The organism is Micrococcus sp. TCR-5, from assembly GCF_052220525.1.
Lineage (GTDB): Bacteria > Actinomycetota > Actinomycetes > Actinomycetales > Micrococcaceae > Micrococcus > Micrococcus luteus.
On the sequence record NZ_JBQPDO010000008.1, the window covers coordinates 41,833 to 55,716 of the forward strand.

Annotated in this window: 14 protein-coding genes; 2 read left to right on the top strand and 12 right to left on the bottom strand. The window is 74.4% G+C overall.

Features of this window, described 5'->3' with window-relative positions; all coding sequences use genetic code 11:
• Window positions 1-16 precede the first annotated feature (16 nt).
• The 12 genes from ACTSKS_RS06270 to ACTSKS_RS06325 all read right to left on the bottom strand — a co-directional run bounded on the left by ACTSKS_RS06270 (window position 17) and on the right by ACTSKS_RS06325 (window position 11,611).
• A complete protein-coding gene (locus ACTSKS_RS06270; RefSeq protein ID WP_044658531.1) occupies window positions 17-2,116 on the bottom strand; it encodes an NHL domain-containing thioredoxin family protein in 2,100 nt (699 codons plus the stop codon).
• Window positions 2,117-2,211: 95 nt separating this feature from the next.
• The gene (locus ACTSKS_RS06275; RefSeq protein ID WP_178329097.1) at window positions 2,212-3,066 is read right to left on the bottom strand and encodes a hypothetical protein; all 855 of its coding nucleotides are present in this window, start codon (window positions 3,064-3,066) and stop codon (window positions 2,212-2,214) included.
• Entirely contained in the window at window positions 3,056-5,314 is a 2,259-nt protein-coding gene (locus ACTSKS_RS06280; RefSeq protein WP_044658530.1) for a cytochrome c oxidase assembly protein, read from the bottom strand. The genes ACTSKS_RS06275 and ACTSKS_RS06280 overlap by 11 nt, the downstream gene beginning before the upstream one ends.
• Before the next feature lie 73 nt (window positions 5,315-5,387).
• Complete coding sequence (locus tag ACTSKS_RS06285) at window positions 5,388-6,800, bottom strand: Dyp-type peroxidase (protein ID WP_095694942.1); 1,413 nt, start codon at window positions 6,798-6,800, stop codon at window positions 5,388-5,390.
• Window positions 6,787-7,416, bottom strand: a complete 630-nt coding sequence (locus tag ACTSKS_RS06290) for a copper chaperone PCu(A)C (protein ID WP_044658838.1) — start codon at window positions 7,414-7,416, stop codon at window positions 6,787-6,789. Before ACTSKS_RS06290 ends, ACTSKS_RS06285 begins: the two co-directional genes overlap by 14 nt.
• Before the next feature lie 103 nt (window positions 7,417-7,519).
• Window positions 7,520-8,203 (bottom strand): copper resistance CopC family protein, encoded by a 684-nt coding sequence (locus ACTSKS_RS06295; protein WP_044658837.1) that lies wholly within the window; start codon window positions 8,201-8,203, stop codon window positions 7,520-7,522.
• A gap of 110 nt (window positions 8,204-8,313) precedes the next feature.
• A complete protein-coding gene (locus ACTSKS_RS06300) occupies window positions 8,314-9,009 on the bottom strand; it encodes a hypothetical protein (protein ID WP_044658836.1) in 696 nt (231 codons plus the stop codon).
• Between the two features lie 157 nt (window positions 9,010-9,166).
• Entirely contained in the window at window positions 9,167-9,448 is a 282-nt protein-coding gene (locus ACTSKS_RS06305) for an HU family DNA-binding protein (RefSeq protein WP_002858339.1), read from the bottom strand.
• 229 nt (window positions 9,449-9,677) lie between these two features.
• Window positions 9,678-9,983, bottom strand: coding sequence for a 30S ribosomal protein S14 (rpsN, locus tag ACTSKS_RS06310; protein WP_002858338.1), 306 nt, complete (start codon window positions 9,981-9,983; stop codon window positions 9,678-9,680).
• A gap of 1 nt (window position 9,984) precedes the next feature.
• The gene (rpmG, locus tag ACTSKS_RS06315; RefSeq protein WP_002858336.1) at window positions 9,985-10,152 is read right to left on the bottom strand and encodes a 50S ribosomal protein L33; all 168 of its coding nucleotides are present in this window, start codon (window positions 10,150-10,152) and stop codon (window positions 9,985-9,987) included.
• A 1-nt stretch (window position 10,153) separates the two neighbouring features.
• Window positions 10,154-10,390: a 50S ribosomal protein L28 gene (rpmB, locus tag ACTSKS_RS06320; RefSeq protein WP_002858335.1), complete on the bottom strand. Its 237-nt coding sequence runs from the start codon at window positions 10,388-10,390 to the stop codon at window positions 10,154-10,156.
• Between the two features lie 465 nt (window positions 10,391-10,855).
• Entirely contained in the window at window positions 10,856-11,611 is a 756-nt protein-coding gene (locus ACTSKS_RS06325) for a VIT1/CCC1 transporter family protein (RefSeq protein ID WP_041104498.1), read from the bottom strand.
• A gap of 168 nt (window positions 11,612-11,779) precedes the next feature.
• Between ACTSKS_RS06325 and ACTSKS_RS06330 the strand changes: the two genes are divergently transcribed.
• Together ACTSKS_RS06330 and ACTSKS_RS06335 are read left to right on the top strand one after the other, a co-directional pair.
• Entirely contained in the window at window positions 11,780-13,063 is a 1,284-nt protein-coding gene (locus ACTSKS_RS06330) for an NRAMP family divalent metal transporter (protein ID WP_041104497.1), read from the top strand.
• A complete protein-coding gene (locus tag ACTSKS_RS06335) occupies window positions 13,056-13,868 on the top strand; it encodes a putative hydro-lyase (RefSeq protein ID WP_317676553.1) in 813 nt (270 codons plus the stop codon). The genes ACTSKS_RS06330 and ACTSKS_RS06335 overlap by 8 nt, the downstream gene beginning before the upstream one ends.
• Window positions 13,869-13,884: the final 16 nt, after the last annotated feature.

Here is a 13,884-nt window from a genome sequence, read left to right on the forward strand (position 1 = left end):
GGGGCGGACGACGCGCTCAGTGTATCCCGCGCAGGTCCAGGTCCAGGCGGGTCTCGGCGCCCTCCGGGGCCCGGTCCGGGGTGTGCACCGTGACCGGGATGCCCCAGTCCTGCTGGTACAGGTGGCAGGCGGCGTGGTCGGGGATCGGCTGCCCCTTCTCCCCGTCGCACGCGGCGGCCCGGGCGGTGATGTGCAGGACGCCCTCCTCGACCTCGGGGTTCAGCCGCAGCGTCCGGTGCAGCCCCGTGGACGTGCCCGCGCCCTCGAGCAGCAGCTCCTCCGGGGACGAGGAGACCTTCAGCTGCGTGGGGTCGCCCCAGCGGTCGTCCAGCTTCTGCCCCGTGGGCGCGGCGAAGCCGATCGTCAGGTCCAGGTCGCCGGCCACCACCGGGGTGCGGGGACGCTGCGTCTGCCGCGCGCCCTCGTCCACGGTGAGGAACTCCTCCGGCACCGCCAGCCGCGTGAGCCGGTGGGCGTTGGACTCGACCACCACGATCGCAGTGTCGTTCCCGTCCGCGTCGTGCTCCACGAGCACGTCCGAGGGCTCGAGCAGCCCGCGCGCCACCGTGGTCACCGTGGCCGGGACCGCCCGGCCCGCGGCATCCTCGCCGGCCGGGGCGTACCGGCGGATCGCGCCGTTGTACGTGTCCGCGATCAGCACGGAGCCGTCCGGCAGGGCCGTGACGCCCAGCGCGTGCTGCAGGCGCGCGCGGTCCGCCTCCCCGTCCACGTGGCCGAAGTCGAACAGGCCCGCCCCGACGGCGGTCCCGACCTCGCGGCGCCCGTCCTCCCCGGTCCGCACCCAGCGCACCGCGGAGGTCTCCGAGTCCGCGACCCACAGCGTGCCGTCCGCGCCCACGGACAGCCCCGAGGGCTGCGCAAACCAGGCCCGTCCGGCGTCGCCGTCCAGCAGGCCCTCGAGCGCCGTGCCCGCGTGCACCGCGAGCGCGTCTGTGACGGGGTCGAAGTCGAAGAGCTGGTGCGTGCCGGCCATCGCGATCACCACACGCCCCAGGGCGGGGTGCCACACGACGTCCCACGGGGAGGACAGCGAGATCGCGGTCGGCTCCCCGGGCAGGTCCGCGAGGTCGACGGCGACGTCCCCCTCGTCGTCGACGGCGGCGGCCTCCTTGGCGCGCTCGGAGTCGATGAGCTTCTGCACGCCGTTGCCGGCGAGGGTGCTGACGTGCCCGTCCGACAGGCGCAGGCCCCGCAGCCGGTGGTTGACGGAGTCCGCCACGACGACGTCGTAGCCGACGCGCTGGGCGACGTCCTCGGGCAGCAGCGCCAGGCCCTGCGGCTCGTTGAACAGCGCCTGGTCCGGCCCGCCGTCCGCGTGGCCCTTCTCCCCGGGCGTGGGGAATGCGAGCTCGGCCTGGCCCGCGTCCGCCGTGGCGGGGTCCCCGCCGCCGAACGCGCGGAGCACCGTGGTCAGGTCCTCGGCGACCTCCAGGAGGCGGTGGTGGCCGGTGTCCGAGACGAGGAACGTGCCCGGGCGGGAGCCGCGGCCGCCGAGCGACACGGCCTTGCCGGGGAACGACAGGTCCCGGGCCACGGGGGCGGGCGGGACGTAGGGGCCCGAGCCGCGGTGCAGCGTGCCCTTGGCCTCGTGCTCGGCCACGAGCTCGCGCACGAGCCCGTAGAGCCCGGCCACGTGCCCCTCTCCGGACAGGTGCGCGGCGATGTAGCCCTCCGGGTCCACCACCACGAGGGTGGGCCACGCGCGCGCCGAGTACGCCTGCCACGTGGTCAGCTCGGGGTCGTCCAGCACGGGGTGCTCGATGGCGTAGCGCTCGACGGCGGCCGCGAGCGCGTCCGGGTCCGCCTCGTGCTCGAACTTGGGCGAGTGCACGCCCACCGTGACGAGCACGTCCGCGAACTCCTCCTCGAGCGGGCGCAGCTCGTCCAGGACGTGCAGGCAGTTGATGCAGCAGAACGTCCAGAAGTCGAGGAGGACGACCTTGCCGCGCAGGTCCTCGAGGCTCACCTGCTCGCCGCCGGTGTTCAGCCAGCCGCGGCCCACGAGCTCGGACGCGCGCACCCGGGTGGCCGCGCGCGGCACGGCGGCGGGGGCGTCAGCGGTCGGGGCGGGGTTCGGGGTCTGCGGTGCGGTCATGTCCACCATCATGACGCACGCCCCGGACGCGTCAGCCGTGAGCGGACGCCGGCGGCGTCACAGGGGGAAAGACGACGCCGCCGGGCGGGTCCGGCTCAGTCGGCGGCCAGGGCGGCGGCCAGCATCTCCTCGGCGATGAGGGTGAACTCCTTGCGCCCGGCCTCGGGCCGGCCCACGAAGGAGACCATCACCACGGCGTCGGAGGTGACGGCGGTGAGCACCTGGGCCGTGAGCTGGGGCTCGGACTCCGAGGCCACGGTCCGCTCCCACACGAGGGCGGACTGCGCCGGCGTGCCGTCGGACAGCGGCGCGTCGGAGACCTCGAGGCGGTAGTCGACGGTCGCGTCCCCCTCCTGCACGGTCATGGTCATCTCGCGGCAGTCGGCGCGCAGGGCGTTGACGGTCTGGATGTGGCGCTCGACGTCCTGGCGGCCCTGGCCCGTGAGCCGGGCGACCTCCACGGTGCCCGTGCCCGTGAAGGTGTCGGCGCCGACGTCCACGCGCGTGGCCTCGGCCTCGTCGAGGGCGATCGGGGAGAAGTCCAGGGCGGTCAGCGGCGCCTTGCACTGCGCCGGCTGCACGGTGGTCCGGTCCGCGTCCGCGCGCCGGTCCCGGGAGTCCTCGCGGGCCGCGTCGATCTCCTCCGCCGTGGCGGCCCGCTGCCGGACGAAGCCGAACGTGGCCGCACGCTCGGCCGCGGCCTGCGCCATGCGCTCGTCCTGACGGTCGCCCAGGCCGAGCCCCTCCGGGGCCGCCGACTCCGTGGGCGCCGCGGTGCCGGCGTCGCCGTGGACTCCGTCCGCGGGCGCGGACGCGGCGGCCGGATCGCCGTCCCCGGCCCTGCAGCCCGTCAGGGCCAGCAGGCCGGCGGCGACGGCGGCCGCGAGGCGCAGCCGACCACGCCGGGGCGCGGCCGGGCGGCCGAGGGGAGGGAGGAGGTCAGCGGACATCACGGGCCTCCTCGGGGCCGGTGGAGGAGTCACGGGCCACGGGCTCGGCGCCGCTCGGGGCGTCGGTGACCGGGGTGCCGTGCATGCGGGCGTACATCTCGTTCCAGCGGCGCAGCTCCGCGTCGCCGTCGCGGTCGGCCTGCCGGTCCAGCCGGACCGCGTTCTTGCGGTCGCTGCGATACCAGAGCACGGCCACCATCACCGCCATCATCACGGTGGGGAACTCGCCGATGCCCCACATCACCGCGCCGCCGATGCGCTGGTCCTCGAGGGCGGTGGGGCCCCAGTCGCGGCCCATGTTGCCGAACCAGGACGCCTGCATCAGGCCGGTGGAGGAGGTCATGGCGACGCCGATGAAGGCGTGGAAGATCATCGTGGCCATCAGCAGCACGAGCCGCAGGGCGTACGGGGGCCGGCGCGGCAGCGGATCCGAGCCGATCATGACCAGGGCGAACAGGAACCCGGTCAGCAGGAAGTGGACGTTCATGAACTCGTGGCCCACGTGGGTCTCCAGCGAGAACCGGAAGAAGTCCGTGTAGTAGAACACCAGGATCGAGCCGGCGAAGTTGACCCCCGCCACGATCGGGTTCGTGATGAACCGCCCCCACGGGGAGTGCACGATCCACAGGATCCACTCGCGCGGGCCGCGCGTCCCGTCCGTGCGGGACGGCAGGGCCCGCAGCGCCAGGGTGATCGGCGCGCCCAGGACGAGGAAGACGGGGCTGAGCATCGTCAGCGTCATGTGGCCCACCATGTGCGCGCTGAACAGGACGCGGCCGTACACGGCCGGGGACCCGGAGGTCGCCCACAGCAGCACGGCCAGGCCCGCGAGCCACGCGACGGTGCGCAGCACGGGCCAGCGGTCGCCGCGGCGGCGCAGCTGCCACACGGAGCGCAGGTACCAGAGGGTCAGGAACGCGATGATCGCGACCCACAGCCAGTCGAACCGCCACATCGTGATCCACCGGGCGCCCTCGAGGGCCGGCGGCAGCTCGTAGCCGGTGAGGATGCGGGCCGGGGAGGCGTCCGGCGCGAGCTCCTCCGGCACGGGCGGGGCCGTCCGGGAGAGCACGGAGGAGACGCCCATGACGGCGCCCATGATCACGGCCTCCACGGCGATGAGCTGCCACAGCAGGCGACGCGCGGGGGCGGGGCTGGGACGGTCCGGGCCGGCGTCGAGGCGGGGGATCACCCACCGGCGGTGCAGCAGGCCGATCAGGCCGAGGCCCAGGGCCGCCAGGAACTTGGCCGACACGAGGATGCCGTAGGGGCTCAGCAGCTGGGCCGGATCGTCCATGCGGATCGACGCGTTGACCACGCCGGACAGCGCCACCGTGACCAGGCCCAGCCCGGCGAGCACGGAGTAGCGGGTCAGGACCGTGTGCAGCAGGGGCGCCGGGCCCTGCCGGCGCAGGCTGCGGCCCCGCCCCTGCGCCCCGTTGGGCCCCACGAGGGTGTCCGAGATCGCGACGAGCACGAGCAGTCCGCCCACCCACACGACGACGCCGAGCAGGTGCAGGCCGATCGAGTTCACGGCGCCGGTGTGGTCGTCACCGCCCGCCGCGTGCCCGATCAGGGCCAGGGGCACGAGGGCGAGCATCGCCAGGATGCCGGTCCAGAACAGGCCGTTGTGGGAGCGGACGGCGATCGCCAACGTGGTCACGACGGCGGCGATCACGGTGACCCAGAACCACGCCTGGCCCACCGAGATGCCGACCACGTAGGCCGCCAGGCCGTCCGTGAAGCCCTGCCCCGCAGTGACGGGGATGCCGGCGAGATCCGAGTAGGACAGCACGCCGACGGCCAGCGCGGCCACCGTCCACACGCCGGCGCTGACGGCGGCGATCCGCATCACGCGGGTGAACGCGGGGTGCTCGGGCAGCGGTGCGGCGTCCGCGTCCTCGCGCCGCTGCCGGGCGGAGCGGTGCCACCGTTCCGTGCCCGCCGCGTGCGGCGGCAGGACCCCGGCCGCGAAGATCAGCGCCGCGATGGTCAGGGACATCGCCAGGTTGGAGACGAGCTCCCCCACGGGCACGCCCCAGCGGGTGATCCACCCCGGGTCGGAGAGCTGGCGTGCGGCGGTGACCCCGGTCAGCCAGCCGGCGGCGGCGAGGCCGGCGGCTCCCGCGGCGGCCACGAGCACCCAGATCCACCGGGGCACACCGACCGGCCCCGACGGACCGGGGCGGGCGGCGTCGTCGTTCTCGGCGGGGTGGCTGCCCCGGGCGGGGGCGGTGGCGGCGGACATGGGGTCCATCCTCTCAAAGCGTGCGGACGCCCGGCGACGACGGGAGCGGCCCCGCCGTCGTCGGGCCCCTGGGTCAGGCGAACAGGGCGTCGCCCACGAACCCGCCCTCGGCGCAGCCGGGCGGGATCGCGAAGACCGCCGAGCCGACGGGCACGGTCCACAGGTTCAGGTGGTCCGACTCGGCGAGCCGGGCCTGGACGGGGACGAACTGTCGGTCCACGTCCGCCTGGTAGGCGGCGAAGATCAGGCCGGAGCCCGCCTCCAGCGCCCCGCGCGGGTCGTCGTAGTTGTAGCTGCGACGCAGCATCCCGTACTCGGGCTCCTCCCCGCGGGCCCGCCGCAGGTGCGCGATGTCCGAGATGACCGGGAAGCCCGTGGGGCCGACGGCGTCGAAGTCCGGCTCGTCGTGCTCCTGCTCCCCCGTGAGGGGGGCGCCGGTGCCGAGGCGACGGCCGATGACCTTCTCCTTGGCCGGGCGGTCGAGCTCGTCCCACGTGTCCATGAGCATCTCGATGCGCCGGATCACCACGGACGTGCCGTCCGCGATCCACGGGGTGACGCCCACCTGCTCGGCGCCCACGCCCCACACCACGCGATCGAGGTGCGGGGTGTCCGCGGCCGGGTTGCCGGTGCCGTCCACCTGCCCGAAGAGGTTGCGCATGGTGGTGCCGGTGGGGTGGGCGCCGCGGGCGGAGCGGAAGCCCTCCTGCACCCAGCGCTCGGTGGCGAACGGCCGGGCCGCCTTGAGGAGCATGCGCCGGGCGTGGGCCACGGACATCCGGTCGTCGCCGCAGATCTGCAGCAGGAGGTCGCCGTCGCTGAACGCGGGGTCCAGGCGGTCGATCTGCTCGAACGCCGGCAGCGGGCGCAGCCAGGCCGGGGCCCGGTCCGGGGCCACGCGGCGGACGAGCTCCGGGCCGAAGCCGAACGTCACGGTGAGCCGCGCGGGGGCGGCGGCGAGCTCCGGCTCGGTGTCGGCGATCGTGGCGCGGCCCTGGGTCAGGCGCGCCGCGTCGTCGGTGAGCAGGCGCAGCATCCGCTCGATGCGCACCCGGTCCGCGTCCTCGCGCAGGTCGAGGGCGAGGAAGACGGCGTGGGCCTGGGCGGGGGTGTCGACGCCGGCCTGGCGCGGCCCGTGGAACGGCACGGTGTCCGTGCCCACGGGCGAGCTGACGGCCACCCGGGCGGCCTGGCCGCCGGGCTCGGCCCAGCCGGCCCGGCCGACGTCGCCCTCGATGCCGGTGTCGCCCATGACCTCGGACGGCGAGGCCCCCGCCCCGGGCGCGGTAGACGCGCCCGGGGCGGTCGAGGCCGACGCGTGGCCGGCGCCATAGCCGAGTGCCGTGCCCAGCAGGCCGCCGCCCACCGCGCCCGCCCCGAGGAGCAGGCCGCGGCGGGAGGGGCCCCCCGGGGCCGGGCGGGCGCCCTCGCGCCCGCCCGACCCGTGGTGGTCGTCCGGCCGGCCGGCGGGGTCAGTGGTCGGCATGGTCCTCCGATTCGTGGGACTCGCCACCGTGGTACGACTCGTTGGCGCCGGTGAAGGGCCGGACCACGGAGGTGACCTCGAGGGTGGAGCCGTCCTCCAGCTCGAGGTCGTAGGTCACGTCCTCACCCGGCTCGATCGGGTCGGTCAGGCCCAGGAACATCACGTGGTTGCCGCCCGGGGCGAGCTCGAAGCTCCCTCCGGCGGGCACGGTGAAGCCGTCGGGGCTCCGCTGCATCACCATCTGGCCGTCCTCGCCGGAGACCATCTCGTGGAGCTCGACCGTCTCACCCAGCTCCGAGCGGACGCCGACGACGTGCAGGTCCTGGTCCGAGGAGTTCTCGAGCATGCCGAAGGAGCCGGTCATGCCCTCCTCGGTGGCCTTCGTCCAGGGGTCGGTGATCGTGAGGCCGGCGGCCTGGCCGTCCGCGGTGGACGCGGCCGACGAGGAATCCGAGGCCGGGGCGGCGCCCGTGGCCGGCGCGACGCTCGAGGCATCCGACGCGCTCGGGGCGGAGCCGGCCTCGTCTCCGGCGCAGGCCGTCAGGCCGAGGGCGGCAACGGCGAGCACGGCGGCGGCGCCGAGGCGGCGAGGGGCGCGGGGGGAGGAGGTGGTCATGTCTGTGGGGTTCCTTGTCAGGCGGGCGCGCGACGACGCGCGGGGCGTGCGGGCGCGCGAGGGCGGGGCCGGTCCCCTCGTGGGGCCGGCCGGGGGTCAGAGGTCAGCGGCCGTCGTCGAGGTGGCCGAGCGCGCGGGCGCGGCGGCCCATAAGGAGGAAGGCCACCACGAGCACGGCCAGGCCGGCGATGCCGGCGACCCACACCCAGGCGGGCAGCGCGTCGGAGTCCGCGGGCTGCGCGGCGTCGGAGGCGTCCGCCTGCGCGGTCGCCTCGGCCGAGACGGCGTCGCCCTGGCCTGCCGCGGCCTCCGGGGAGGCGGCGATCGAGGCCCCGGAGACGGCGGAGCCGCAGCCCTGGGGCGCGGTGCCGGCGGCCGGTGCGGCCGGGTCGTCCACCGCGAAGTCGAACGAGCGCTCCTCGGAGTGCCCGTCCGAGTAGACGACGCGGTAGGCGACCTCGTAGTCGCCGTTGGGCAGCCCCTCGCACAGCGGCGCGGAGAAGGTGGGGCCGTCCACGGTGCCGGCGGCGGACTGCCACTGGTTGCGGTCGGCGTCGCGGACCTGCAGGAGGTTCTGGATGCCCTCGCCGTCGATCAGGTCGCCGCTGAAGGTCAGCGAGACCTCCGACGGCGCCGTCGTGACGGTCTCGTCGACCGCGGGGGCGGTGCGGATGAGCTCGTCGTGTGCGGCCGCGGGGGCGGCCCCGGCGACGACGAGGGCGGGCAGCAGGGCGAGTCCGGCGGCGGCGCGAGCGGCGCGGCGGACAGGGGTGGTCTGGTGATGCATGGTGGTGTCCTCACGGGTCTGCCGCGGTCCCGGACGGGAGTCGCGGGCGGACCGTTCCGAAGGGTCGTCGGGCGCGGTCGGGCCTCGAGACGCGGACGGAGCCGGCGTCCTCAGGCCGCGAGGGCGAACGGCGGGCCGCGCCGCCCCGGAGAGCTGAGGAGGGCGAGGGACGTCGCCGGCCGGAGCGCCGGCGGGACGGGGACCCGGACGCGGGCCGGCGTCGGCAGGGGGCCGTGCGCGGCCGGCGGCGGGCAGACGGCGGCCACCACGCGTTCGGCGATGGTGAGCACGAGGGCCTCGCCGCGCCGCAGCGCCAGCACGGTGAGGACCGCGGCGATCACGTGGGCCGCGAGCATGCGCAGGTCGGTCAGGTGGCCGGTGGGGGCGCTGGACAGGGCCTCCCCCGACGCCAGGAGGGCCCCGGTGCCGGGACGGGCGTGGCCGAGGTGGGCCGGGTCGACGCCGGCGGCCGGCGCCACGGCGTGCCCGCCGGCGGCGAGCCCGTAGAGCACGTGGAACAGCCCCTGGGCGATCGCGACGGCCGCGGCGGTGCGCCACAGCGAGAGGGCGCGGCCCGCCAGGGCGGTGCAGAGCGGGGCGGCGAGGACGGCCGCGAAGGCGACCACGCCGACCTCGGGGAACCCGTGACCGGGCTCGGCGGCGGTGTGGAACAGCGCGGCCAGGGCGGTCATCGCCAGGGCCCCGGCCCAGCCCCGGGCCAGACGGGCCGGCCCACGCACGACGCGCGGAGGGGCGTCCTCGAGGCCGGACGGGGCCCACGGAGCGGCGGCGACGGCGCTGCGCATGCCACGACTCCTCTCCTGACGGCCCCGGCCCACGTCGGCCGGACGATCGTCCGCCCATCCTACGCGGCCGGAGACGACGACGGGCGCCCCACCCGAGGGTGGGACGCCCGTCCTGCGGCCTGCGGCGTGGGTCCGGGGACGCGCACCGCGACCGGGATCACTCGGAGGCGGCGGCCTTGAGCTTGGAGCCGGCGGTCACCTTCACGGAGTGGCCGGCCGGGATGGTGATCTCCTCGCCGGTGCGCGGGTTGCGGCCGGTGCGCTCCTTGCGCTCGGTGCGCTCCACGGCCAGCCAGCCCGGGATCGAGACCTTCTCGCCCTTCTTGACCTGGGCGGTGAACACCTCGAAGAGGGCGTCCAGCACATCGCTGACGGCGGCCTGGGTGTTGCCGGAGCGCTCGGCGACGGCGGCGACGAGTTCCTTGCGGTTCATGGCCATGGGTCCTCCCTATGGGACGTCGGTTACGGTTCCCGGGCCGTTCGGACCGGGCTGCCAGTTGTGAACGTACCACCTCTCCGCGGGCGAATCGCCCCCTGAACCGCGAGAATCCGCGATTTCCCGTGACCCGGGTGGCCCTCATCCCCGGGGCACGACGACGGCGGCGCCCCTCCTGAGGAGGGACGCCGCCGTCGCGGTGGTGCCGAGCGCCCGGAGACCGGGCCTCAGGTCACCAGGAGGACTTGGTCACGCCGGGCAGCTCGCCACGGTGCGCCATGTCGCGGAAGCGCACGCGGGAGATGCCGAAGCGCTGGAAGGTGCCGCGGGGGCGACCGTCGATGGCGTCGCGGTTGCGCACGCGGACCGGGGAGGCGTCGCGGGGCAGCTTCTGCAGGCCCAGGCGGGCGGCCTCGCGGGCCTCATCCGACGCGTTCGGGTCCACGAGGGTCTTGCGCAGCTCGAGACGCTTCTCGGCGTAACGGGCCACGATGGCCTTGCGCTGCTCGTTCTTGGCGATCTTGGACTTCTTGGCCATCTCAGCGCTCCTCTCGGAAGTCGACGTGCTTGCGGACCACCGGGTCGTACTTCTTCAGGGTGATGCGGTCCGGGTTGTTCCGGCGGTTCTTGCGGGTCACGTAGGTGAACCCGGTGCCGGCGGTGGACTTCAGCTTGATGATCGGACGAACGTCCTTGTCCTTGGCCATGTCAGAGCTTCACTCCCTTCGCGATCAGGTCCGCCACGACGGCGTCGATCCCGCGCACGTCGATGGTCTTGATGCCCTTGGCGGACAGCGTCAGCGTGACGTTGCGGCGCAGGGAGGGGACCCAGTAGGTCTTCTTCTGGATGTTCGGGTCGAACCGGCGCTTGGTGCGACGGTGCGAGTGGGAGATGCTGTGGCCGAATCCCGGCCCAGCCCCGGTTACCTGGCAGTGAGCTGCCATGATCACTCCTCGTGGCAAGTAGTAGTAAAAGGACGGGCGGAACCCGCATGGCGGCGAGCCGCGGACCTGTCCGCGGACACCTGTTGTGAGCCCCGCCCCGGGTGTGGACACCGCACTCTTACTGCGACTTCTCGAAAAGGTGGACCAGGCTGGGTGAGAGCCAACCGAAGTTCCTTATGGGATCGCTGGTGTGGACGGTGAGCCCCGGTCCGCCCTGAGGGCGTCCCGGGATCCGGTCTGCGGGAGCGCGTTGCTTTTCCGACCCGCCGTCCGCCCGGTCACCTGACCGATGGAACGACGAGAACAACGCGGCGTGCGCCGTCCTATCTTACGCGAACCGTGGGCGTCGCTTCAACTCGACGGGGGGCGCCTGTGGTATGCGCACGGTCCTCGGCTTCCAGGACCGCTCCGCGCGCGCCACGGCGCGGCCACGGGCGCTGGGCCGGCCCACCCCTCCGGCGTGTATCAGGCGACCGACGCCCCCAGCAGCGAGCCCACCGCGAAGGTCAGGCCGAGCGCCAGGGCGCCGCCGAGGACGACGCGCACGGCCGCCCGCAGCGCGGGCGCGTCGCCGAGCCGGGCCCCGACCCAGCCGGTGACGGCGAGGGCCAGGAGGGTGACGCCGAACGTGAACGGGACGCGGAGGCCCACCGGCGCCAGGACGACCGTCAGGAAGGGCAGCAGTGCGCCCACGAGGAACGCGAGGAAGGACGCTCCGGCGGCGGCCCAGGGGCTGACGACGTCCTCCTCCGCCATGCCCAGCTCCATGCGCAGATGCGCGGCGAGCGCATCCTTCTCGGTGAGCTCCCGCGCGGCGGCCTCGGCCGTGGCCCGGCTCAGGCCGTCCGCCTCGTAGAGCCGCACGAGCTCCTCCAGCTCGCCCTCGGGATCCTCCTCGATCTCACGGCGCTCCTTGGCGATCAGCGACTTCTGCGAGTCGGAGGACGAGGAGACGGACACGTACTCGCCCAGCGCCATGGAGAAGGCGCCGCCGACCACGGCGGCGGCGCCGGCCAGCAGGATCGGGGTGAGCGCCGTCGTCGCGCCGGCGACACCGACGACGGTGGCGGCGACGGACACGATGCCGTCGTTGGCGCCGAGCACGCCCGCGCGGAGCCAGTTGAGGCGTGCATGCACGCCGCCGGTGGCGTGCGGCTCGTCGGGACCGCCCGGCGGGAGCTGATCTGCCAGGGGCGAGGACTGTTCAGACGTGTGCGACATGTCTCCATGGTCGCGGCGCCGGGCGGGGCGCGCCAGGCAGGTGAGGCGTTCCTTCGGACGGGGTGCCACGACACTCGCTCTTCCTGTTGCCAGGATTGTTCAACAACAGCTACCGTCTCCCCCAGCGCCTCGTGACGCCCGTCACCTCGCCCGGCGCCCTCGACGAAGGTGACCACCGTGTCCCACGCAGACATCCCCCACGCCGGGCCGGACGGCTCGACCCCCTCGGGCACCGCACCGAAGACGGACTCCCGTGCCGCGAGCGCCACCCGGCGCACCGCGCTGCTCGGCGCCATGTTCCTCATGGCCACCTCGGCCATCGGCCCCGGCTTCATCACGCAGACCGCCACGTTCACCGTCCGGATGGGCGCCGCGTTCGCGTTCGCCATCCTGGTCTCGATCCTCATCGACATCGCCGTCCAGATGAACGTGTGGCGCGTCATCGGCGTCTCCGGCATGCGCGCCCAGGAGCTGGCGAACCGCGTCCTGCCCGGCCTCGGCTGGGTCCTCGCCGCGCTCGTGTTCCTCGGCGGCATGGTCTTCAACATCGGCAACATCGCCGGCACCGGCCTCGGCGCGAACGCCATGCTCGGCGTCGACCCCCTGATCGGCGGCGGCGTCTCCGCGCTCATCGCGCTGTTGATCTTCCTCTCCAAGCGCGCCGGCGTGGCCCTGGACCGGATCGTGGTGGCGCTCGGCGCCGTCATGATCCTGCTGATGCTGTACGTGGCCATCACCTCCGCCCCGCCCGTGGGCGAGGCCCTGCGCCAGTCCGTGATGCCGGAGGAGGTCGACTTCTTCGTGATCGTCACCCTCGTGGGCGGCACCATCGGCGGCTACATCACCTACGCGGGCGCCCACCGCATGATCGACTCCGGAGTGAAGGGCGTGGACGACGTCCAGGACATCACCCGCAGCTCCGTGGCCTCGATCCTCGTGACCGGCCTGATGCGCGCCCTCCTGTTCCTGGCGATCCTCGGCGTCGTCGCCTCGGGGGCGGTGCTGTCCAAGGACAACCTGGCCGCCTCCGCCTTCCAGGCCGCCGCCGGCGACATCGGCCTGCGCATGTTCGGCATCGTCCTGTGGGCCGCCGCCGTCACCTCCGTGATCGGCGCGTCGTACACCTCGATCAGCTTCGTCACCCGCTCCACCACCAGCGCCCGCACCCGCAACCTGCTGACGGTCGCCTTCATCGTGGTCTGCACCGCCCTCTACCTGGCGCTGCGCCAGGCACCGCAGACGCTGCTCGTGTTCGCCGGCGCGTTCAACGGCATGATCCTGCCGGTCGGCTTCGCCGCCCTCCTGTACGTGGCCTGGCGCCGCCGCGACCTGCTGCACGGCTACCGCTACCCCGGGTGGCTGCTCGTGATCGGCGCGCTCGCGTGGATCGTCTCCGTGTTCATCGCGGTGCGCGGGTTCATCCCCATGGTCGAGATGATCACCGGTGCCTGAGATGACCACGACGAAACCGCTGCCGCCGCTGGACGGCGCCACGACCCCCGCGCAGGCCCGCGAGCGCTTCCGCGCGGGGCTCGTGCGGCCGACCTCGGGGATCGCCGACGGCTACGCGCAGGCGAACCTCGTCTCGATCCCGCAGGACCACGCCTACGACGTCCTGCTCTTCGCCCAGCGCAACCCCCAGGCCCTGCCGCTGCTCGGCGTGTTCGAGGCCGGCGAGGTCAACGGCCCCGCACTGGACGGCGACGTCCGCACGGACGTACCGCAGTACGTGGTGTACCGCGACGGCGTCGAGACGGACCGCCCCACGGATCTGCTCGACGTGTGGCGGGACGACCTCGTGACGTTCGTGATCGGCTGCTCGTTCACCTTCGAGTCCGCCCTGGTGGCCGAGGGCATGCGGATGGCCCACCAGGACGCCGGTGTGAACGTGCCGATGTACCGCACCACGCGGCGCTGCGCCTCGGCGGGCCGCCTCTCGGGCCCGCTCGTGGTCTCGATGCGCCCCCTCCCCGCCGACCGCGTGGCCGACGCCGTGCGCATCACCTCCCGCTACCCCGCGGTGCACGGCGCGCCCGTGCACGTGGGCGACCCGGCCGGCCTCGGGATCACGGACCTGGCGGCACCGGACTTCGGCGACGCCGTCGAGGTCCCGCAGGGCCACCTGCCCGTGTTCTGGGCGTGCGGGGTGACGCCGCAGGCGGCGATCATGGAGTCCCGCCCGCCGCTGGCCATCACCCACGCTCCCGGGCACATGCTCATCACGGACCTGCCGGACCGGATGTTCCAGGTCCCGTGACCGCCCGGGCCCGGGG